Origin of the sequence: Halanaerobium sp. DL-01 (assembly GCF_003338615.1) — a bacterium.
GTDB lineage: Bacteria > Bacillota > Halanaerobiia > Halanaerobiales > Halanaerobiaceae > QPJE01.
Genome location: NZ_QPJN01000009.1, coordinates 41028 through 62816, shown reverse-complemented (window position 1 = coordinate 62816; position 21789 = coordinate 41028). Strand labels below are relative to the sequence as shown.

Below are 21789 nucleotides of genomic sequence, written 5' to 3'. Positions count from 1 at the left end.
ATAATATTTGGGCAGAAAGGGGAATTTCTTTGCAGTCATTAAGTAAAAAAGAATTGGAAAAAATCTATATGTTTATATTAAAAACCGGTCAGACTATAAATTATGAAAAATATCCCTATTTGTTTTTAAAAGAAATAGAAAAGATCATTCCATATTATGCGGCCAATTTCTTTCTTTTTGATGAAAAAGAAAATCCTGTCTGTGATCCAATCTGTATTAATATAAAAAAAGATACTGTAAATATGTATGAAAAATATTATTACAAACTTGATACAATAAGAGCAAAAGCATTTAATCAGCCAGACCCAATTCGCAGTACTGATCTGCTCAACTACAGTCAATGGGTAAATACTGAATATTTTACTGATTTTATCTCACCAAATAATTTTTATTTTTCCTGTGGTATTGATATTATTTACAGAAATCAGCTTTTAGGTGCAGTAAGCCTTTTTAGAGAAAAAACAGATAAAAACTTTTCTTTAAAAGATCTTCTTGTCCTGGAATTTATAAGTAATCAGGCTGCCAATCAGCTTTTTAAACTGTCTGCAATAAATAAGCTTAATAAAACTGCACAAAGAAAAAAAGAGCAGTTAATTGCTCTCAGTGAAAAAAGATATAATTTAACTGCCCGGGAATCAGAAGTTCTTAATCTGCTTATCTCCGGGAAAAACAACCGAGAAATCGCCGCTGAACTTTATATTTCCATTAATACTGTTAAAAAACATTTAAGTCATATTTATATGAAGGCTAATGTTGACAACAGGACTGAACTTACTTCTGCTGTTTTTAAATGTGAAAAATATATTTTTTGATTTTTACTGCTAACTTTTCCGCCGTTAATCCAAATTCTGCAGCTATTTCATCTCCAGCAGCACTAAAGCCAAACTCTTCAACACCAAAAATTAGAGCACTTCCTCTTAAAATTCTGTACCAACCAGTTGGATTACCAGCTTCTACCGCCACACTTAATTTAACATTTTGGAGCAGCAGCTCCAAATAATTTTGATTTTGATATAATTTTTCTTTTTCAGGTACAGAAATTATTCGAACTCTGTAATCTCTTTTTAGCAGTTCTTTAACCTCCAGAGCGGTTTCAATTTCACTACCGGAAGCCATAACAGCAATATCCGGTTCAGCTTCACCAGAAACTACAAAGGCTCCTTTTTCAAATTCTGCTGCCGATATTTCCTTTTCATAAGCATTAACATTCTGACGGGCCATCACTAAAATTACTGGCTTATTCTTTTCCTCAACTGCAGCCTTCCAGGCCAACTTCACTTCAGTTTCTGTGGCAGGTCTAATAACTCTCAGACCCGGAATCATTCTTAAAGATTCAAGCTGCTCTATCGGCTGATGAGTAGGACCATCTTCACCAACATAAATAGAATCATGTGTGAACACGTAAATTACCGGTAACCCCATCAGAGCTGCCATCCTGATTGAAGGCCGCATATAATCAGAAAAGGTTAAATAAGTTGCAGTCACAGGTCTTAAACCGCCATGCAGCATTATTCCACCTGCTGCCGCTGCCATTGCATGTTCTCTAATTCCAAATTTAATGTTCCTGCCGGCAAAATAACCTCTTTTAATATCCGGATACTGATCCAGATTGATTCTTGTCGAAGCAGAGAGATCAGCTGTTCCTCCAACTAAATAAGGAAGCTTTTCGGCCAGCAGTTGATAATATTCACCTGCATAATTTCTAATCGGCTTCCCCTCTTTTTCCTGAACATCTAAAACATCTAAATCGAAATCTGCCTCAAGCTCAATTCCCGACATTAATTCCTGATATTCTTTCTCAAATTCTGCCTCATAGTTACTTTCAAGTTCCTTCCACTCAGCAAATTCTTTTTTCAGTTCAGCCAGGTAATCACTAAAATATTCATAGACCTTTTCTGGAACCTCAAAATCTCCTGTCGGCAGTCCGGCTTTCTTCTTCATTTCAATTATCTCTTCTTTCCCGAGTGGTGAGGCATGGGCGGAACTGTCACCTTCTTTGCCAGCAATTCCTTTTGCTATAACAGTATCTGCAACTATTAAAGTCGGTCTCTTCTGTTCTACTTTTGCTTTTTTAAATGCAGCTTCTAAATCAGAAAAGCTGCTCCCATCAACATCAGAAATAACCTGCCAGTTAGCAGACTCAAACCTTTTTTTAATATCATCTATAAAAGTTGTCTCAATAGGTCCATCAATTGAAACCCCATTATGATCATAAATAACAATTAATTTATCAAGCTCCAGACTACCTGCCAGCGAGGCTGCCTCATAGCTTATTCCTTCCATTAAATCTCCATCACCAGCTACCACATAGGTATAATGATCAATTAACTTATAATTCTCTTTATTGTATTTTTCAGCTAAAATTTCTTCAGCCAGTGCCATCCCTACTGCATGTGCAAAACCCTGGCCTAAAGGACCGGTAGTCATTTCAACTCCAGGAGTTAGTCCATATTCCGGATGTCCTGGAGTTTTAGAATGGAATTTTCTGTACTTTTTTAGATCTTCAATGCTCACATCATAACCGCTGAGGTGAAGCAGTGAATAAAGCCAAATTGAACCGTGTCCGGCAGATAAAATCAGACGATCTCTATTAAACCAATCAGGGGCTTCAGGATTATATTTCATTTCCTCTGCAAAAAGATAGGCACCAATTTCTGCACACCCCAGAGGCATTCCAGCATGTCCAGAACCGGCATATTCAACTGCATCTGCAGAAAGAGCTCTAACTGTATCAGCAATTTTTTGCAGCATTTATTTCCCTCCTCTATTCTTCTGCCATCTATTTATGAAGAAAGTTAACTAGTTCTTCCAGTGCAGTTTCTGCATCTTCACCTTTACATTTAATTGTTATTTCATTACCTTGGCTTACTCCCAGACTCAAAACCCCCATTATACTTTTGGCATTAACTTCTTTTTCTCCATAAATAATCGTTACATCAGATTTAAAAGTCCCTGCTTTTTGAACAAATTTTGAAGCAGGTCTGGCATGAAGTCCGGTTTCATTAGTTATTTCAACATTTTTTTCTACTGTCATTTTAGCATCCTTTCTAGATTTAATTGAAGATCTCCATATTTTTAACATTATCTTATTTATTAAAATTATTCTGCAGCAGTTTATATGCAGCACCCTCAGATTCTGCCGCTAAAAGATCATCCATTAATTTTCTGTTGTTTGCAAATTCCATAATATCTGTCAGTGCCGGCATATGAGATTTTTTATCTATTGGTGCCAGCACAAAAATAAATTTTATTGGGTCAAATTGATGGCCGAGTTTAATTCCTTTTTTAATTACCAGCAGACTAATCGCTGACTCTTTGACACCATCTTCTATTCCAGCGTGGGCCAGACAGATTTCGGGAGCAATTGCAATATAGGGCCCCTTATCTTCTACAATTCTAATCATTTTTTTAATATAACGAGCTTTAATGAACTCTTTGTCTAAAAGCAGCCGACCGGCTTCCTCAATTGCCTTTTTCCAATCTGCTGTAGTTTTAATTATTTTAATCTGATCTCTTTTAAGCAGAGTTAAAAGATTCTTTTTCTGGTTTTCAACTTGACTTTCAGCCTGCTTACTCCTTTTTTCTGAAGCAAAATATGCCTTTAATTTCTCCAAGGCCGCAGATATCTGCTCCTGGTCTAAAAATGGACTTAGTAAATCTATAATTTCTTCCGACTTTATCTTATGATTTTTTGCAAGCATATTCTCAGAATTTAAAGGCATTTTATCTGCCCTGGTTTTATTTTTTGCTTCTGAAAAAATTCCATATTCCATTTTTCTCTGCTTAAGATAGGCTTTAATTTTTTCAATATCATTTTCCTCTAAAAATGGATTAACCTTAATCACATCAATCTCTTCCAGGCTCAGAGGAATAGTAGAAATCACAAAATCTATTTCTTTTAAAATATCATTGTCCTCCAAATCCAGACTGGATAGGCTGTCAATTATTTCAATTGCTTTAAACTCATTTTTAAGGCGAACTTCTAATAGATTGGTTGTTCCAACACCACTGGAGCAGACAATTGCCACCTTTGCCTTTGTCTTTTTCTGAAAATTAATTCTCTCCAGAGCAGCCCCAAAATGTATGGTTAGATAACCAACCTCGTCTTCACTGATTTCGACATAAAATTCGCTCTGAATCAGCCTCGCTGCCAGTTTTGAAGCCTTAAAAACCTCGCTGTATTTTTCTTTAATATCTTCCAGCAGCGGATTTTGAATTGGTAGATTAAAAATGATCCGGTTGACAATTGCCTGCAGGTGGACAAGAAGACCTGAATATAGTTTCTGATCTCCAGCAAAACTGGTAGAAAAATATTTTTCTACAACTTTAATCATTTCTTTTACTAAGTATTCAAGATTATTTTCGCTTAACTCACTGTCAGCCTTTCCTTCTCTCATTTTTGCACCCAGCAAATGGATAGTAATAAATCCAATTTCATCTTCTGGAATTGCAACAGAAAATTTTTCCTCCAGTAAAAGAGATATTTTTTCAGCAGTCTTAAATTCTTTTTTCTTTTTAATAATCTTTAATCTTTCAGTTTCAATTTTTATATCTTGGTCTGCCAGCAGTCTTGAAATAGCAAAAGCAATATGAATAATCAGACCGGTAAAAGCACTATCAGTAAAGCGAATACCAAGCTCTTTTTCTGCCACTTTTACAACTGACTCAATTTCTTTTAAGTTGAGTTCTCCCAAAAGGTTTTTAATTTCTTTATTATAACCATGTTCCAGACGACTTTTAAAATTCACTTTTTTATTACTCTTATTTAAAAGCTCAATCATATTACCTGCCTCGTAAGATTCATTTAAAAGACTTTTCATTGCATGTCTGATATCAATTTCTGCACCTTCAATTTGTACTCCATAATTTCTTCGCCTAATTAAGGCAAGATCTCTTCTATTAAGCCACTTTTCTACTTGATCTAAATCCTTGCTGACCGTTGCTGAACTGACATCTAAAAGATCTGCCAGTTCAAAAATCAAAATTGGTTCTTTCTTTTGAAATAATCTATACAAAATTAAATATTTACGCATTTTGGCAGAACGAAAATGACGGCTGTTGTAAAAATCATTAAACTCTGCAAAAACTTTAAACTGCTCTTCTGCTTCTCCTTCTAAAAGCACACCGAAATTTGGTTTTTTAGTCAGCTTTAATTCATATTTTTGAATCAAATCTTCAATCTCATTCAGGTCATAGCGAATTGTTCTGCTGCTTACTTTTAAAATTTCAGAAAGAGCCTGTATCGATACAGGCTCTTTCTGATCAACTAGGTATTTGTATAACTCAAATAATCTGGTACTTTTTTTCATGTTTAAGCGAACAGCTTCGCTAGATAACCAATTATTATACCAACAACTCCGAAGTCGGCATCACCAAAGGTTGTATTTGCAAAACCAAGTGATCCTAAGACCGGTAATAAGAGCGCTGGTAAAAATGAGATTAAGACACCATTAACAAAGGCACCGAGCATTGCTCCCTTTTTACCACCTGTGGAATTACCAAATACTCCCGCAGTTGCTCCGGTAAAGAAGTGGGGAACCATGCCGGGAATAATTAAGGCCAGACCTAGAGGTCCAAGGAAGAACATGCTGACAAGCCCACCTAAAAAGCTGAATAAGAAACCAATGATTACCGCATTTGGTGCATAGGTAAAGGTTATCGGGCAGTCCAGTGCAGGCTTTGCATCGGGAACTAACTTTTCACCAATACCCTGGAAGGCAGGAACAATCTCACCAATGATCATTCTTACACCAGTTAAGATAATATGAACACCTGCTGCAAAAGTAATACCCTGCATCAGTGCAAACATAAAGATACTCTGTCCACCCGAATACTGAGAATAAATGTCACGACCAGCAATTAAAGAAACTATAAAGAAAATAATGATCATAGTCAGCATAGTAGAAAGAACTGATTCTTTTAAGAAGTTCAAATATTTAGGAACTTTAATATCTTCAGTGCTGTCTTCTGGATCTCCAACTAGCCTACCAACAAGACCTGCTGCAACATAGCCAGTTGTTCCAAAATGTCCAAGTGCAACATCAGTACCACCGGTAATTTTTTTCATAAATGGTTCTGCTAGAGCCGGGAAAAGCACCATTACAAAACCTAAAATTACAGCTCCAGAGGCTATTAAAGGTACTCCAGTTAATCCTGCTGTACTTAAAACTGCTGATAATAAGGCTGCCATAAAGAAAATATGGTGGCCGGTAAGAAATACATATTTTAATGGAGTAAACCTTGCAAAAAGCAAATTAGCTATAAAACCAAAAGCCATAATCAAAGCAGTTTCAGTACCAAGTGTCTGCTGTGCCAGAGCCACTATTGCCTCATTTGTAGGGATAACCCCTTGAATATTGAAAGCATCTTGAATCATTGGTCCTAAATTATTAAGACTGCCTATCAATACATTGGCACCGGCTCCTAAGATTACAAAACCTAAGATACTCTTTAAAGTTCCTGACATGATCTTAGAAAATGGTTTTTTCAATAAGGTCAGTCCTAAAAATGCCATTAAACCAACTAAAGTTGCCGGTTGATTTAAAACTTCATAAACTAAAAAATTAATAAAAGACATTAAAAAACCCATAAACTACTCCCTCCTTAAAGTTTTTTGTATGCTGCCAGAACTTTTTCCTTAATCTCTTTTTTATCTGTCATATTTTTAACACTAATTACTTCTGCTGGATGCTCAATTTTTTCTCCAATTTCTTCACTGGCAAAAATATAATCTGCCTGTTCCCCCATTATAGAAGATAAATCCTTAACTTCAACTGAACCTTCAATACCTTCCTGCTCCATAATTTTTTCTATATTCATTTTTAAAACCAGGCTGCTTCCCAGGCCCATTCCACATACTGCTAATATTTTCATACATTTTTCCTCCTATTTTAGTTTAGTACTGTAAAATCTTTTTGAACATTTTTCTGTCTAAACGTTGTTTTATAACAGCAATCTATCTTTAAAATTACTGCCTTGCCAGAATACCTTCAATATAGTTTAAGATTTCTTCTGCACTTTCCTTTTCTGCAATATTGTCCACTGCAGATTCTTCCATTAAAACCACTGATAATTCCGAAATTGTTTTGACATGTTTTTCATTATCCACTGTGCCAAAAGCAAAGGCAATTTTTACAGGATCATTATTTTTATTTCCAAATTCTACCGGCTCAGCCAGAGTAATTAAGCTGAGACAGTTTTCTTTAACTCCATCTTCCGGTCTGGCATGTAAAAGAGCAATTCCCTTTCCAATAACTACATAGGGTCCATTATCAATTATTGACTGCTTCATTGCTTTTATATATCTCTCTTCAATTTGATCAGCTTCTAACAAAAGTTTCCCAGTTTCATCAACCACTTCTTCCCAATCATCTGCTTTTATATTTACTGCAATATTTTTCTTTTTCAAAAGGTCTAAAATCAAATCTTTTCACCTCCGAAATTGATTGCTTTTCTTAACTTCTATCTCTATTATACGCACATGATTCCTTAAATAGCAATTGTTAATAAACTACTTTTTTTCTGCCTATTGTGGCAAAAGACTTTATTTATTCAAAAAAGCACTTAAAAACTGATTAATTTCAAGTTCTAAGTGCTTTTTTAATCTTCGAGTATTAATTTGATTTAAGTTTTTTAAAAATATAGACTTTAAGTGCTTTTATTCTCGAATTTTCAATATTTTTTTTAAAAAATAAATTCCCAGTTTTAGCCGTTTCTTAAGAAAAGCATATATTTAAGCATCAGGTGGTATCAACATGTTTTTAATTTTTAAAATGCTAATAGTTATCATAATTGTCATGTTTATAGGTAATCCACTACTATTTACTTGTGTTTTATGATAACAATCATATTTTTTTTTGACATTATCCAGTAATCAGCCAGAAAAATAAGGACAAATACCAGTCGAATAATACATCACCAAAAAATATAATAATTACAGTTCCAATACAGATAAATGGACCAAAAGGAATTCTGCTCTTCCTGTCCAGCACTCCAAATCCCATTAGAGTTAAACCAATAACAGATCCTAAAAGAGAACCAACAAAAATTCCAGCTAACGTCATTTCAAATCCTAAAAAAGAACCAAGCATTGCAGCTAACTTAACATCCCCCATTCCCATGCCACCTTTAAAGATAAAAGCAATCAGTAAAAGCAATAAAGAAGGAATAAAGATGCCAAGTAAAGAATCAAAAATACTAATATAATTAAATATAATTGCGGATAAAAAACCAATTACAATACCAGGATAAGTAATATAATTTGGAATAATCATATATTTATAATCTATATAAGAAATAACAATAAGTGCAGAAATCAGTAAAAGCATAATAAATAATTCAACAGAAATACCAAATTTTAGATAAGTAAATGAAAAGAAAAAACCAGTCAGCAATTCAACAAAAGGATACTGAAAAGATATTTTGCTGCCACAGTAGCGGCATTTACCTCCTGCTGCCAAATAACTTAGTACTGGTATTAGATCAAATGTTTTTAATTTAGTTTTACATTGGGGGCAGTGAGATGGTGGTTTTATAATTGATTGACCTTCAGGTAATCTATAAATAACAACATTTAAGAAGCTGCCAACTATTAGTCCAAATATGAAAATGTATATTGCTGTAGACATCAACTCACCTACTCATCCGAAAATCATGTTTCAGAAATTACTGGAATTAAAACTAAATTCCTGGTGGATGAGTCTCCATTTAAAATAAATGGAGATTGTCACACCAAATAAAGAAAAGCGAAAAAAATTTGCATATTATGGTTTTATTACTATATTTTTAAAATTTTTATGGTAAAATAATATCACAAAAATAGATAAAAATCAATATCAATCATCATCTTTCGCCATTTTTTTTATTTCCTCTTCCGCAATTTTGTGCCAGTCTTTTTTGTCCGGCATTTTCTGTATCCAGAGTTTAAAGGCTGCTTCTGCCTGATATATAAGTGTCGGCAGGCCATTTGCAGTTTGAGCACCTATTTCTTCCGCTTTTTTGAGAAGTGGTGTTTTAAGCGGATTATAAACCATATCAAAAATAAACTGATTTTCATTTAAGTAATCAGTATTGATTACTATTTTCTTTTCGCTTACATTATCATACATTCCCACCGGTGTAGTATCAATTATCAAATCAGCGTTTTTTATCAGTTCAGCATACTTTTCCTCATCAAGGCTCGCTGATTCGTATATTATATCAGTTTTTCTGTTTTCAAAAATATTTACAAGTTCTTCCGCTCTGCTGGCAGTTCTGTTTATAACTGCTACTTCAGCTAAATTTAACTGTTCTAAGGCAACAAGTACAGCCCTTGCCGCTCCACCGGCTCCTATAACAGCTGCTTTTCTTCCTTTAACAGGGAAGCCAGCTTCCTCTATCTGTCTCTGTATGCCAATAACATCTGTATTATAACCTGTTAGTCTGCCTCTTCTGTTTAAAACAGTATTAACTGCTCCAGCATCACGGGCCAGAGAAGAAAGTCCATCTAAATGATCCATAATATCCTCTTTATAAGGAATGGTAACATTCCAGCCGCTGAAATTTAAGGTCCTCAGTGCAGACACATATTTTCCCAGGCTACCTTTTTCCACCTCAAGCATAAGATAAACAGCATTATAATCAAGCTTTCTAAAACCATTATTATGGAAAACTGCTGAAATTGAATGACTCAGTTTTTCGCCAATCAGTCCATATAATTCGGTTTCCGTGTCAGGTATAAAAGTATTCATTTTTTGCCTCCTTTAAACAGTAAAACACGTTGGTGATCTTCCAACGTGTCTTCTGTAATTTCTATGTACTATCATCAAACTAAAACAATGTCTGTAGCTTATCCCCCAATTTTTCGTGATCTGTTATAATTATTTTTCTCTTTACTATCTTAATTATTCCATCATCTATAAATCTATTTATCAGTTTTGTAACAGTTACTCTGGAAGAACCTATCAAATTGGCCAGTTCCTGGTGAGTAAGCACCAGATCAATTACTGTTCCCTGATCTACTTCCCGGCCAAAATCATCGGAAAGCCTTGCCAGCAGACTAGCTAATCGCCCGGCTGCATCCTGAAATACAAGCTCTCTCACCTGACTTGTAAGAAGTCTTGTTTTTTTAGAAAGAGCCTCAATAATTTTAATTGCTAAACTCGGCCTTTCCAGAATAATATTTTCCATATCTTTCCATGGAATAATCAGCAGTCTGGCATCATCTAACGTCTCTGCTGTCAGAGGATGAGGATCTTCATCAAACAATGATATTTCACCAAAAATATCTCCTTCCTGCAAAATGGTAAGAACTTTTTCTTTCCCTTCTTCAGAAAGCATAGTAAGCTTAACTTTACCATTTATCAGCATATAGAGTTTCTTGACACTGTCATTTTCAAAAAAAATAACTTCACCTTTTTTATATATTTTGGCATAAGATTTTTCGCATATCAATCGCAGCTCTTCAGGATCAAGTCTTGCAAAAACAGTAAGTTCTTTTAAACATTTTTCTGTGTTTTCTTCCATATTCAACCTACCTCTCTGAACTTCTTAAAACTATAATATAAAATATTTTCTTTACTATTTATTATTATATTCTCCAAATACCAATAAAAACCTTTTAAAATTTTTAAAGTTAAACTTTTTAAATATCAAGACTAAATAAATATCAGGCTTTCCTCATTTTTATATTACTCTGCAGAAAAGGAAGATTCAGGAATATTAAATTTTTTAGATATATCTAAAATTTAGTTCATGGCAATATATGATTGAACTGCGAAAAGTCAATTTTGGTCATTTTAACAATTTGACACTCTTGTCATAATAGGGATTGTGAAATTCAAAAATTGCTGATTAAGACTTTTCGCAGTGTAGCCATATATTCTTTTTGCAATTCTAAAGATAACTTGACAGAATTTCAGAAAATAAGTAGTTTATTTGTATCATCAGTATAAAAGTACCAGTTCTTATATGTTTAACAGCTATTTTTTAGATATGCACTCTTTACATAAACCATAAAATCTCAATTTATGTTCTGTTATCCTAAAATTATATTTTATTTCCAGTTTTTTTTCAAAATATTCAAGATCCTGATCATTGAATTCTATCAGTTTACCGCATTTTTTGCATATTAAATGATGGTGATGTTGGGTTTCTAAAAAACTCAGCTCATATTGTCTGGAACCTTCACCAAAATCGAGCATATGTACAATCCCCAGATTTTGGAAAAGCTCTAAAGTTCTATAGATAGTAGCCATACCAATATCCGGATAATTTTCTTTTACAGCTGAAAAGAGTTCTTCTGCAGTAAAATGCCAGTTTTTTCTTGAAATTATAGTTCCCAGTATAATTTCTCTCTGCTTGGTCAATTTATAATTGTTTTCCATCAAAATATTTTTAAACTTTGATTTTAATTTTTCCATATTATACCCCTTTTTGCTGTCATACAACTATTTTATCATATCTTTTTACAATTTTTAATTTTTTTTTATAGTTTAACCATTATAATTATCCAAAAATTACTTGAAAAAATAACTTTTTACTATTGACTACTTTTCTAATAAATAGTATAATGTAATAAATAAGAATAATTTGTCGAAAATTGTTAAGAAAGGAGAATTAACATGAAATCCACTGGTATTGTCCGCAAAATTGACGATCTGGGTAGAATGGTAATTCCAATTGAACTCAGGAAAACTATGAATATCAATAAAAAAGATCCTATGGAGATATTTGTTGATGAAGAGAAGATTATTCTTAAGAAGTATGAACCGGCCTGTATTTTTTGTGGAAGTGCAGATGACACAATAGAATTTAAAGGAAGAACAATCTGCGGTGAATGCATGGAAAAAATGCAGGATCTTAAGAAAAAATCGGAAAAAGAATAATGCTTAACAAAAAATGTAAATAATGTTCGCAAAAAAATAGCACCTGCAATGGTGCTATTTTCTTTATTTAATTAGCGGAGAAAAACATGTTCTCCTATTCTTTTTACATAATTTCTTCTGGAAATCCAGCCTACATTTGTTGCAACTTTCGGATTATAAAAATACAGTGACCCCAAAGATGGATCATAACCTATTAGAGCTGCTCTTGCTGCAGCAACCTCTTCTTTCCCTGGATAATAGTTTGCCTGACCATCCATTAAACTGCTAAATTGACCTTTCTGCAGTATAACTTCTCTTATTGTATCTGGAAACAGGCTGCTTTTTACCCTGTTCATTATAACTGCACCAACTGCAACCTTACCCAAAAAATCTTCCCCTCTGGCCTCTCCATGAATAACACGGGCCAGCAGTATAACATCATCTCTAGAAATAGAATTGCGGTCAAATAGTTCCTGCCTTGGGAGACTGTTAAAACAGCTTTCCCTAAATATTCCATCTGCTTTTATATTATTGGCCTCCTGAAATTTCCGTACTGCAGCCACAGTCTTTCCTCCATAAACTCCATCAATATGACCCTGATAAAAATTAAGCTTTTTTAATTTTTTCTGTAAAATAGCTACATCTGTTCCTTCATCACCTGGACGAAGAATCCTGCTGCCAAACTCATCAATATAGGCAGCTTCTACCTTATCCGGATTTATCAGTGTAATCATAAAAAGGAGCATGATAACCGAGATATAAACTTTCCATTTACTCAGCACCATAATATCCCTCCTTAGCTAAAACCTAAAAACTTATCAATAATTATTATCAAAAATCTAACTATATTAATAATAAACAAAAAAAGCTCAAAAGTCAAATTTTATTTAATTATACAATTTTACTTAAAGGAATTTCTCCATTTTAAAATTACGCTGTTAAATATAAGATACAGATCAGTAAATTTTCTCTATTTTAAACTTTTTTCCCAAATCTTCCATTATATCTCTTACTTCTTTTTCTGTACTTTCTGTTACCATTATCCATATTTCCCCCGGGTTATCTTGATCAACCTTTACAGTTCCCAGACCTTCATATGATTTTATTACCATATCTATAAATACTATTTCCTCTTTTGGAACCCGGTATTTTATCTTTTTTGTATCAATTTCCATCTAAGTCCTGCTCCTTTCTCTTCTCAGCAGAGAACCTGCTTTAATTTCCTTTTCATATGGAATTTTTATCAATTCTTTCGGATGGGGAGCTGTTTCTACCTCTTTACCATCTGAATTGATTATATAGTCAACTTCAAGCTCCAGTCCATATTCTCCTGGAGCAATAATTTCCAGCTTATCACCAGTGAATATCTTATTTCTAACCTCAACCAGTACTTCACCATCTTTCGGAAAATAATCTTTTACAACTCCCATAAAATCATATGTTCTCATGTAGGAAGAGCTTTCATATCTCTGGCCTTCTTCTCCTGGCTTTCCATAATAAAATCCAGTTGTATAATCTCTGTGGCTTATCTTCCTCAGCTCTGAAAAAAGTTCAGGCTCATATTCATAACCATCCGGATCTTCACAATAGCTATCTATTGCTTTTCTGTAAGTATTGACCACTCCAGCAAGATAATGTATACTCTTCATTCTGCCTTCGATTTTTAAACTCATAATACCTGACTCTATAATTTCGGGAATTTCTTTTATCAAACACAAATCCCGCGAATTCATTATAAAGGTACCTTTTTCTTTTTCTACTACAGGATAATATTCTCCAGGCCGCTTTTCTTCCACTAGATGATATTTCCATCGGCAGGAATGGGCACAATCACCGCGGTTGGCATCTCTACCCACAAAATAATTACTCAAAAGACAGCGTCCGGAATAAGATATACACATCGCTCCATGTATAAAAACTTCCAGATCCAGCTCCCCCCCTACTTTGGCTGCAATTTCTCTCATTTCTTTTCCAGAAAGTTCCCGGGCCAGAATTATCCTGTCAGCTCCAAGCTCTTTCCAGAACAGTGCAGAGCGCCAGTTAACATTATTTGCCTGTGTGCTGATATGAATCGACATCTCTGGCATTTTTTCCCGTACAAGTTTAAACACACCTGGATCAGAAATAATAAGGGCATCCAGATTCAGCTTTTTAAGGTCTTCAATATATTTAGGCAGCTTTTCCATATCATCATTGTGAGGAATCATATTAAGTGTTAAATATACCTTTTTGCCTCTGGAATGAGCAAATTCACTCCCTTCTTTCAGTTCTTCTATCGTAAAATTATCTGCTCCAGCTCTGAGACCAAAGTTAGCACCACCACAGTAGACAGCATCTGCACCAAAAAATAAAGCAGTTTTAAGTTTTTCCAGGTTACCTGCAGGGGCCAGCAGTTCAACTTTTTTCATTTTCTAATTTCCTCCTACTTAGAGCTATTCCATCACCTGCTTCAATTATAGTGGAATCCAGCTCCGGATGATTCATAATTATTTTTAAATATTTTCTTAAATTATTGACAATTGTTCTAATCTTATGTCTTACTTCATCATCTGTCAGGACTTCTGCTTTATAGAGCACATTATCTGATACAAGCAGACCACCAGGTTTTAGCAGCTCAAATATATAATCAAAAAGATAAAGATACTGCCCTTTAGCAGCATCCAGAAAAATAAAATTAAACTTTCGCCGCAGATACTGAAGAATATCCAGTGCATCACCAATTTTGACATCAACTTTATCTGTAAAACCATATTTCTTCAAAAATTTCCTGGCGGTTACTGCCCTCTGCTCATCAATCTCTATTGTGGTTATCCTGCTAGATGCAGGAGTATATTTTGCCATAAGAAGAGCAGAAAATCCATATGCTGTACCAATTTCAAGTATATGTTTGGGGTTTAAAATCTGCAGCTGAATTTTTAAAAAATCGGCTGCATCTCGATTAATGATAGGAATATAATCTTTTCTGCAGAGCTGTTCCAGCTCCGCAAACTCCGGCTCTATTGTCTGTTTTTTGGAAAATAAGCTGTTGAGCTCAGTTTTTATCATTTTAACTCCTCAACTTTGGTACCAGGTACTTATACCGCTTTTTGTACCGGGTACATGTGATTTTATTCATTTGTTCATTTGTACCAGGTACTAAAGCAGCTTTTTGTACCCGGTACCCTTTTTTTGCTTCTGCAGGTGTTCTTCATAACTATTTGTAAATACATGGCTTCCATCTTCTCTGGCAAAATAAAACAAAAAATCGCTTTCAGCAGGATATGCTGCAGCTTCTATGGCTGCAGCACCAGGACTGCTGATCGGTCCTGGTGGTAGTCCACTGTATTTATAGGTATTATAGGGTGAGTCAATCTCTAAATCACTGTACAGTATTCTTGCTTTCCTCTCTGTAAAGACATACTGTACAGAAGCATCTATCTGCAGCAGCATATCTCTTTCCATACGGTTATATATTACAGATGCTATAATTGGTTTTTCTTCATCCAGTTTTGCCTCTTCTTCGATTAAAGAAGCAATAATAAGCAGCTCATAATAATTATACGGACTTTTTTCAGCATATTTTTTCAGCTTCGGCAGTCTATATTTAAAGAATACATCCAGCAGTTCATCTATGATCTGTTTTTCTGTATAGCTTTTAGGGAAATAATAAGTTTCAGGTACTATCAGACCTTCAATAGGGTTAACAGTAATTTCCAGCTCTGATAAATATTCTATCTTATCACTTAAATCAAGATTAAGTATCACACTAACAAATTTACCATATTCATAAAGACCGCCGGAAGCAGAATTTATTCTGTCCAAAATTTCTACAGAAGTCAACCCTTCAGGAATAGTAACTTTAAACCTTTCCTCACTGCCGGAAATTATCTTAGAAAGTATATCCTGCATTGTATCAGCTGTGGAAAAGGAATAATAGCCTGCCTTTAAGTTTTGATCTTCCTGCATTAGCCTGAGCAGCACATAAAAAGCAAGAGAAGATTTAATAATTCCCTTTTCTTTCAGCTTTTCTCCAATAGCCATTCCACTCATTCCTGGTTTGATCTTAACCATATGCTTTTCTGGATTAGCACTATCAACCGGCTGAATAAGAGAATAAGATTTAACTGCAGCTGCTGTTATTAAGATAAATATAAGAAAAATGACGGCTGTTTTTTTCAAAATAAACTCCTTTTAAAATTAATTAAATTTATTTATAGGTTTGTCACCCCGCAGAGGAGGTGTTTGCAGGTAAGATCTTTTTGAATATAAAATCCTCTAAAATTAGATTAATCATTTTCTTCTTCGAATTTTTTTCTTACCTTAGCAAATTCATCTTCATCAGTAACCGGTTCTATATATTCTTTTCCATTTTCATTGACTATTTTGATCGGCAGAGCTTCGGTATTTTCATCTGCATCAGATTCTATAACTATTAAATATTTAACACCATCTATAACAAAATCACTTTCAATATAAAATCTGGATTCCCCCTTATCATCCTTAAGAACCAGCTCCTTACTATCCTTATCAACCCAGAACGTTGCATCACTCATAATTAACAGCTCCTCATATAAATATTTAGAGATATTTTAAATCTCAATTAAATTTTAATCCTTATTAAAGTTCAATAATTTATTAGAAAGTGAGTCAAGATAGGACTGAAGTATCAGTGCTGCAGCCAATTTATCGATCACTTTTTTTCTCTTCTGACGGCTCATATCAGCTTTAAGAAGTACATTTTCTGCCTGACTTGTGGTAAGTCTTTCATCCCAGCGTATAATGGGCAGATCCAGATTGTTTTCTAAAAATCGGATAAAAGCCTCAGTAATCTCAGCTCTTTTCCCACTTGATCCATCCATATTATATGGCATTCCAACCACTATTTTTTCTATTCCGTATTCATTTATATATTTATTTATTTCTTTAAGCACCTCCTGATGACCGTGCATATCTATCACAGTCAGCGGCTGAGCAGTCCAGCCCAGCTCATCACTCAAAGCAGCACCTATTCTCCTGTTGCCGTAATCCAGCCCTAATATTCTCAATATTTCTCCTCCATTAAAATAATTAATTGACTCAATATTATCTTCAATTACTTATTATATAATTATATCATTTTATAAGCAAGTAGTCTGCTTTTTAAAAAAAGTTTCCCTATTGTTAAATTCAGCTGCAAAAAAGGGAGAAACGGGAATATAATTGAGTTTCAGATAAATTTAAAATTTCAGTTATAACGAAATCCCCTTTTTTATAACTCTAAAATAATTTTAACAAAACTCCTTGTATACCTTAAGCTGACCCTTTTAATATTTCCCATTTTACACAAAAATACGCCTACTTCAGCTGTAGAAATAGGCGCATCAAAATATATTTTTTAATCTCTATCGAGATATTTTCTCAAAAGTTCCTCAATTATCTTATCTCTGTCTATAGTTCTTATCATCATCCTTGCATCTTTATAACTGGTTATATAAGCAGGATCACCGGAAAGAAGATAACCTACAACCTGATTAATAGAATTATAACCCTTTTCCTCAAGTGCCTTACAGACTTTTTTTAGTACAAATCCAGCTTCACTAAGTTCTTCTTTTTCAATTTTAAAACGCATCGTTTTATCATTAATGTCTTCTCGGGCCACCTTGATCACATCCTGTCTATTTTTTAGTCTTAAATATATAATTCTCCAGGAAGAGGTTAAATCCTGTTTTTATTTCATATTTTTCACTAATTCCTCGGCAGCAGCAAGTGCTTCAGTCAGTTTTTCCGGGTTTTTCCCACCTGCCTGGGCCATATCTGGACGGCCACCTCCTCCACCACCTACTATTTTGGCAATTTCCCCAATTAGTTTGCCGGCATGATAACCTTCTTTAACCAGATCATCTGTCACAGAAGCAACAAAAATAACTTTGTTTTTATCTCTGCTTCCCAGCACAATTATTCCCGAATCCATTTTTTCTTTCAGCTGATCAGAAATATTTCTCAATCCCTGGTTATCCATGGCTTCTATTTCCTCTGCCAGCAGTTTTACACCATCAGCATCTTTAACTCTGGAAATAAGGTCATCTTTTTTAAAACTGGCAAGCCTTTTTTTGAGAGAATCTATTTCTTTTTCCATCTCTTTTTCCTTAATCTGAAGCTGTTTAATCCTGTTTAAAAGATTAGATCTGTCTGTTTTTAGCTCAGCAGCAGCACTGTCGAGCAGATTAAGCTGATAATTGAAGTAATCAAGGGCATAATCTCCTGTGACAGCTTCAATTCTCCTTACCCCTGCAGCAATACCACTTTCACTGGTGATCTTAAATGGACCGATATCACCGGTTCTATCAACATGGGTTCCTCCACATAATTCCATACTAAAATCACCCATAGAAACAACTCTCACTTCTTCTCCATATTTTTCTCCAAATAAAGCTGTAGCTCCCATTTCTTTTGCTTCATCAAGCTCTTTAATATCGGTTTCCACTGCATAATTTTCCATAACAGCCTGATTTACCTCTGCTTCTATTTTTCTCAGCTCTTCAGCTGAAACTGCAGAAAAATGGGTAAAATCAAAACGCAGTCTTTCTGGTGCTACAAGAGAACCTGATTGATTTACATGGTCTCCAAGTACATCTTTTAAAGCTTTATGAAGCAGATGGGTTGCTGAGTGGTTACGTGCTGCTGCCATTCTTTTATCTTTATAAACAACTGCTTCAACTTTATCTCCAGTACTTACCTCACCTGCATTTACAAAGATTCTGTGTACAGTAAGCCCTGCCCGCTGATAGGTATCAAGAACTTCAGCTTCAAAATTATCATTTTTAACCGCACCTTTATCACCGATCTGTCCACCACTTTCAGCATAAAATGGTGTTTTATTAAGTATCAGTTCACCTTCCTGACCCTCACTTAACTTTTCTTTTATATCATTATCTTTAACAAGTCCAAGTATTTCTGTTTTTTCGGAAAGAGATTTATAGCCGGTAAATTCAACCTCTGTTATTTTATCCTTAAATTCAGCATAAATTTTTTCCATTTCTCCACTGCTGAAAGAAGTTTCTTCCCGGGCTTCTCTGGCTCTTCTTCGCTGTTCTTCCATTTTTTCGTTGAATTTCTCTTCATCCAGGGCCAGCCCCTGTTCATTAAGCAGATCCCTGGTTATATCAAGCGGAAATCCATAAGTATCATAAAGACGGAATGCATCTTCACCGGAAAGTATATCTTCACCTTCCTCTTTAAGTTCTGCCACCATAGTTTCCAGAATTTCAAGTCCCTGTTCCAGTGTCTGCAGGAAACTATTTTCTTCTGATTTAATAACATTTTTTATATGCTCTATTCTATCAGCTACATTAGGAGAAATCCCCTTTACAACTTCTGCAGCTGTATCAGCAAGTTTATATAAAAACGGCTCTTCAAAGCCGAGCTTTCTTCCATAGCGGGATGCTCTCCTAATAAGTCTTCTAATAACATACCCGCGGCCTTCATTAGAAGGTAGTGCTCCATCTGCCACTGCAACAGACACCGAGCGGCTGTGGTCGGCAATAACTCTGTAGGCGGTCATAACTTCTTCATTTTCTTTATATGGTATGCCTGTTTTTTCAACAGCAGCATCGATAATCGGTTTTATGAGATCTGTTTCAAAATTAGAATCAGTATCCTGTAGAATAGAAGCTACTCTTTCCAGCCCCATTCCTGTATCAATGTTTTTGCTGGGCAGGTTTAAATATTCTCCATCTTCTGTAAAATTATACTGTGTAAATACAAGATTCCAGATTTCTAGAAATCTATCACCTTCACCACCAATTACATCTTCTTCGGAATTACCGTATTCTTCTCCTCTATCATAATGTATCTCAGAGCAGGGACCACATGGACCGGTGCCAATCTGCCAGAAATTATCTTTTTTACCCATTCTGACTATCTTTTCTTTTGGAATACCTATTTTATCATGCCAGATATTAAATGCTTCGTCATCATCTTTATAAATGGTAATCCAGAGTTTCTCTTCTTCCAGATTTAAGACTTCTGTCACAAATTCCCAGGCCCACTCTACAGCCTCTTCTTTAAAATAATCGCCAAAAGAAAAGTTTCCAAGCATCTCAAAAAATGTATGGTGTCTGGCCGTCTTACCTACATGTTCTATATCATTTGTACGGATACACTTCTGACTTGTAGCAATACGGGTATGTGGTGGTTCAAGACTGCCGTCAAAATATGGTTTAAATGGAGCCATCCCGGCATTGATCCAGAGCAGACTCGGATCATTTTTGGGAACTAAAGGAGCACTGTCCAGTATAAGGTGGTCTTTGCTTTCAAAAAAATCCAGATATGCTTTCCGTATTTCATCTCCACTTTTTATCATCTATTTACCTTCCCTTCTGCATATATCTGCGGTTTTATCGATAAACTTAATTATCATATACGTCCTATCAGTTTGTGAAATTATTAATCATTTTTCTATGATTTTATTAATCAACCAACTTTTTATTATTATATTCTTATTTAAAAACAATTTCAACTTTAACTTAAAAAGAAGTTTCTCCTTTTTTATATTAAACTGAAAAAAAGAAGTTACAGAAATATTTAAATTTACAGCCAATACAACTTAACAAAACCCTCTTTTCTGCAGCTTGAAAATAAAATTTAGGCAAATCCTAAAATTCTCAGCTGCTGCAAAATTAAACTAATCTAATTTTAGCAAAGCGCCTTTTCCCAATCTGTATAATCATACCATCTTTTACTTTAATATTAAGATTTATCTTTTCATATTTTTTGTCATCAATGGTAACAGCACCCTGTTTGATCATCCTTCTTGCCTGACTGTTGCTGTCCACCAAGCCGGTAGCAGCCACCAGTTTTACTATCCAGAGTTCTCCATCTTCCAGATCAGAGCTGTCTATTTCTATCACCGGAATATCTTCAGGCAAATTCCCTTTAGAAAAAACATTTTCAAATTCAGCTGCTGCATTTTCTGCTGCATCTTTATCATGATATTCTTTTACTATCATGTAAGCCAGTTCTTTTTTGAAACTCATTGGATTAAAATTATCCTGATTTAATTTTTCTTTTATCTCTGCCAGCTTTTCTGAAGATACATCTGTTAGCAGTTCAAAATAACGTAAAATTAGATCATCCGGAATAGACATGATCTTTCCATACATATCAGATGGTTTATCATAAATACCGATATAGTTGCCCAGACTTTTGCTCATCTTATTTACTCCATCTAGTCCTTCAAGTAAAGGCATCATAATAACAACCTGCGGTTTCTGACCGTATTCTTTTTGCAGATTTCTGCCCACCAGAAGATTAAACCGCTGATCTGTACCCCCAAGTTCAACATCTGCATTAATTGCAACAGAATCATAACCCTGCATCAGCGGATAGAAAAATTCATGAATTCCAATCGGCTTTTCCTGCTGATAGCGTTTAGAAAAATCATCTCTTTCTAACATCCGGGCCACCGTATACTTAGAAGAAAGTTCAAGCACATCTGCAAAATTAAGTTCACCCAGCCAGTCTCCATTAAACACAAGCTTTGTCTTATCTCTATCTAAAACTTTCGAAAACTGTTCCTTGTATGTACGGGCATTTTCTACCACTTCTTCTCGTGTAAGCTGTTTTCTTGTTTCCGATTTACCACTTGGATCTCCAATCATTCCGGTAAAATCACCGATAATTAAATATACTTCATGTCCCAAATCCTGGAACTGCTTTAACTTTCTCAGCACAACTGTATGGCCGAGATGAATATCCGGGGCGGTCGGGTCCAGCCCCAATTTAACTTTCAGCGGTCTTTCCTCTTTTTCTGCTTCGATAAGTTTTTCTTTCAGTTCTTCTTCTGAAATAAGGTCACTTACACCTCTTTTTAATATTTCCACCTGCTTATTAATATCCATAAATAACACCTGTCCAGCCTCAAGGCTGACAGGCACTTCACCTCCTGTATCCTTGTCATATAATTATAACAGATAGTTTAACTGCTAAC

General features: G+C 34.7%; 22 protein-coding genes. 2 read left to right on the top strand and 20 right to left on the bottom strand.

The features are described from left to right. The first annotated feature begins 29 nt into the window (after positions 1–29). Positions 30–812 (top strand): LuxR C-terminal-related transcriptional regulator, encoded by a 783-nt coding sequence (locus DER71_RS04880; protein ID WP_114474368.1) that lies wholly within the window; start codon positions 30–32, stop codon positions 810–812. On the opposite strand, the gene tkt is transcribed toward DER71_RS04880, so the two are convergent. From tkt to DER71_RS04830, 10 genes are all read right to left on the bottom strand, one after another. Continuing rightward, positions 787–2751: a transketolase gene (gene tkt / locus DER71_RS04875; protein WP_114474367.1), complete on the bottom strand. Its 1965-nt coding sequence runs from the start codon at positions 2749–2751 to the stop codon at positions 787–789. The two genes, DER71_RS04880 and tkt, sit on opposite strands and share 26 nt — an antisense overlap. A 28-nt stretch (positions 2752–2779) precedes the next feature. Next, a complete protein-coding gene (locus DER71_RS04870; protein ID WP_114474375.1) occupies positions 2780–3034 on the bottom strand; it encodes an HPr family phosphocarrier protein in 255 nt (84 codons plus the stop codon). Between the two features lie 52 nt (positions 3035–3086). Continuing rightward, complete coding sequence (locus tag DER71_RS04865; RefSeq protein WP_114457259.1) at positions 3087–5309, bottom strand: BglG family transcription antiterminator; 2223 nt, start codon at positions 5307–5309, stop codon at positions 3087–3089. Between the two features lie 2 nt (positions 5310–5311). Beyond that, positions 5312–6589 carry a PTS ascorbate transporter subunit IIC gene (locus DER71_RS04860; RefSeq protein WP_233486947.1) on the bottom strand — a complete coding sequence of 426 codons (1278 nt, stop codon included), beginning with the start codon at positions 6587–6589 and terminating at the stop codon, positions 5312–5314. A gap of 14 nt (positions 6590–6603) precedes the next feature. Further along, on the bottom strand, positions 6604–6873 hold the full coding sequence (locus tag DER71_RS04855) for a PTS sugar transporter subunit IIB (protein ID WP_114474366.1): 270 nt from the start codon (positions 6871–6873) through the stop codon (positions 6604–6606). A gap of 94 nt (positions 6874–6967) precedes the next feature. Further along, positions 6968–7423 (bottom strand): PTS sugar transporter subunit IIA, encoded by a 456-nt coding sequence (locus tag DER71_RS04850; protein WP_114474365.1) that lies wholly within the window; start codon positions 7421–7423, stop codon positions 6968–6970. A gap of 439 nt (positions 7424–7862) precedes the next feature. Further along, entirely contained in the window at positions 7863–8627 is a 765-nt protein-coding gene (locus DER71_RS04845) for an A24 family peptidase (protein ID WP_114474364.1), read from the bottom strand. A gap of 207 nt (positions 8628–8834) precedes the next feature. Beyond that, positions 8835–9728, bottom strand: coding sequence for a shikimate dehydrogenase (locus DER71_RS04840; protein WP_114474363.1), 894 nt, complete (start codon positions 9726–9728; stop codon positions 8835–8837). 79 nt (positions 9729–9807) lie between these two features. Continuing rightward, positions 9808–10503: a Crp/Fnr family transcriptional regulator gene (locus tag DER71_RS04835; RefSeq protein WP_114457255.1), complete on the bottom strand. Its 696-nt coding sequence runs from the start codon at positions 10501–10503 to the stop codon at positions 9808–9810. A 455-nt stretch (positions 10504–10958) separates the two neighbouring features. Continuing rightward, positions 10959–11399, bottom strand: a complete 441-nt coding sequence (locus tag DER71_RS04830; RefSeq protein WP_114457254.1) for a Fur family transcriptional regulator — start codon at positions 11397–11399, stop codon at positions 10959–10961. Positions 11400–11600: 201 nt separating this feature from the next. Here DER71_RS04830 and DER71_RS04825 point away from each other — a divergent pair, with 201 nt between their 5' ends. After that, on the top strand, positions 11601–11864 hold the full coding sequence (locus DER71_RS04825; RefSeq protein WP_114457253.1) for an AbrB/MazE/SpoVT family DNA-binding domain-containing protein: 264 nt from the start codon (positions 11601–11603) through the stop codon (positions 11862–11864). A 71-nt stretch (positions 11865–11935) separates the two neighbouring features. Here the strand turns inward: DER71_RS04825 and DER71_RS04820 are convergent, their stop codons facing one another. The 10 genes from DER71_RS04820 to tyrS all read right to left on the bottom strand — a co-directional run bounded on the left by DER71_RS04820 (position 11936) and on the right by tyrS (position 21700). Beyond that, on the bottom strand, positions 11936–12628 hold the full coding sequence (locus DER71_RS04820; protein ID WP_233487373.1) for a cell wall hydrolase: 693 nt from the start codon (positions 12626–12628) through the stop codon (positions 11936–11938). 171 nt (positions 12629–12799) lie between these two features. Further along, positions 12800–13018, bottom strand: coding sequence for a DUF4911 domain-containing protein (locus DER71_RS04815; RefSeq protein ID WP_114457252.1), 219 nt, complete (start codon positions 13016–13018; stop codon positions 12800–12802). Further along, positions 13019–14251, bottom strand: coding sequence for a U32 family peptidase (locus tag DER71_RS04810; protein ID WP_114457251.1), 1233 nt, complete (start codon positions 14249–14251; stop codon positions 13019–13021). Further along, positions 14238–14888, bottom strand: a complete 651-nt coding sequence (locus DER71_RS04805) for an O-methyltransferase (RefSeq protein WP_114457250.1) — start codon at positions 14886–14888, stop codon at positions 14238–14240. The genes DER71_RS04810 and DER71_RS04805 overlap by 14 nt, the downstream gene beginning before the upstream one ends. A gap of 90 nt (positions 14889–14978) precedes the next feature. Beyond that, positions 14979–16001, bottom strand: a complete 1023-nt coding sequence (gene mltG, locus DER71_RS04800; protein ID WP_114457249.1) for an endolytic transglycosylase MltG — start codon at positions 15999–16001, stop codon at positions 14979–14981. Positions 16002–16108: 107 nt separating this feature from the next. Further along, positions 16109–16375: a DUF1292 domain-containing protein gene (locus DER71_RS04795; RefSeq protein ID WP_114457248.1), complete on the bottom strand. Its 267-nt coding sequence runs from the start codon at positions 16373–16375 to the stop codon at positions 16109–16111. A 54-nt stretch (positions 16376–16429) separates the two neighbouring features. Then, positions 16430–16867 carry a Holliday junction resolvase RuvX gene (gene ruvX, locus DER71_RS04790; protein WP_114457247.1) on the bottom strand — a complete coding sequence of 146 codons (438 nt, stop codon included), beginning with the start codon at positions 16865–16867 and terminating at the stop codon, positions 16430–16432. Between the two features lie 329 nt (positions 16868–17196). Further along, a complete protein-coding gene (locus DER71_RS04785; protein ID WP_369834879.1) occupies positions 17197–17460 on the bottom strand; it encodes an IreB family regulatory phosphoprotein in 264 nt (87 codons plus the stop codon). Positions 17461–17529: 69 nt separating this feature from the next. Then, positions 17530–20163: an alanine--tRNA ligase gene (gene alaS / locus DER71_RS04780; RefSeq protein ID WP_114457246.1), complete on the bottom strand. Its 2634-nt coding sequence runs from the start codon at positions 20161–20163 to the stop codon at positions 17530–17532. A gap of 316 nt (positions 20164–20479) precedes the next feature. Continuing rightward, the gene (gene tyrS / locus DER71_RS04775) at positions 20480–21700 is read right to left on the bottom strand and encodes a tyrosine--tRNA ligase (RefSeq protein WP_114457331.1); all 1221 of its coding nucleotides are present in this window, start codon (positions 21698–21700) and stop codon (positions 20480–20482) included. Between the last annotated feature and the right edge of the window lie 89 nt (positions 21701–21789).

Coding starts and splice junctions, on each gene's coding strand:
- alaS (WP_114457246.1), bottom strand. CDS start 20,163: ATGATAAAAAGTGGAGATGAAATACGGAAAGCATATCTGGATTTTTTT.
- DER71_RS04830 (WP_114457254.1), bottom strand. CDS start 11,399: ATGGAAAAATTAAAATCAAAGTTTAAAAATATTTTGATGGAAAACAAT.
- DER71_RS04805 (WP_114457250.1), bottom strand. CDS start 14,888: ATGATAAAAACTGAGCTCAACAGCTTATTTTCCAAAAAACAGACAATA.
- DER71_RS04835 (WP_114457255.1), bottom strand. CDS start 10,503: ATGGAAGAAAACACAGAAAAATGTTTAAAAGAACTTACTGTTTTTGCA.
- DER71_RS04815 (WP_114457252.1), bottom strand. CDS start 13,018: ATGGAAATTGATACAAAAAAGATAAAATACCGGGTTCCAAAAGAGGAA.
- DER71_RS04870 (WP_114474375.1), bottom strand. CDS start 3,034: ATGACAGTAGAAAAAAATGTTGAAATAACTAATGAAACCGGACTTCAT.
- DER71_RS04840 (WP_114474363.1), bottom strand. CDS start 9,728: ATGAATACTTTTATACCTGACACGGAAACCGAATTATATGGACTGATT.
- DER71_RS04795 (WP_114457248.1), bottom strand. CDS start 16,375: ATGAGTGATGCAACGTTCTGGGTTGATAAGGATAGTAAGGAGCTGGTT.
- DER71_RS04865 (WP_114457259.1), bottom strand. CDS start 5,309: ATGAAAAAAAGTACCAGATTATTTGAGTTATACAAATACCTAGTTGAT.
- DER71_RS04860 (WP_233486947.1), bottom strand. CDS start 6,589: ATGGGTTTTTTAATGTCTTTTATTAATTTTTTAGTTTATGAAGTTTTA.
- DER71_RS04825 (WP_114457253.1), top strand. CDS start 11,601: ATGAAATCCACTGGTATTGTCCGCAAAATTGACGATCTGGGTAGAATG.
- DER71_RS04845 (WP_114474364.1), bottom strand. CDS start 8,627: ATGTCTACAGCAATATACATTTTCATATTTGGACTAATAGTTGGCAGC.
- tyrS (WP_114457331.1), bottom strand. CDS start 21,700: ATGGATATTAATAAGCAGGTGGAAATATTAAAAAGAGGTGTAAGTGAC.
- DER71_RS04855 (WP_114474366.1), bottom strand. CDS start 6,873: ATGAAAATATTAGCAGTATGTGGAATGGGCCTGGGAAGCAGCCTGGTT.
- tkt (WP_114474367.1), bottom strand. CDS start 2,751: ATGCTGCAAAAAATTGCTGATACAGTTAGAGCTCTTTCTGCAGATGCA.
- DER71_RS04810 (WP_114457251.1), bottom strand. CDS start 14,251: ATGAAAAAAGTTGAACTGCTGGCCCCTGCAGGTAACCTGGAAAAACTT.
- DER71_RS04820 (WP_233487373.1), bottom strand. CDS start 12,628: ATGGTGCTGAGTAAATGGAAAGTTTATATCTCGGTTATCATGCTCCTT.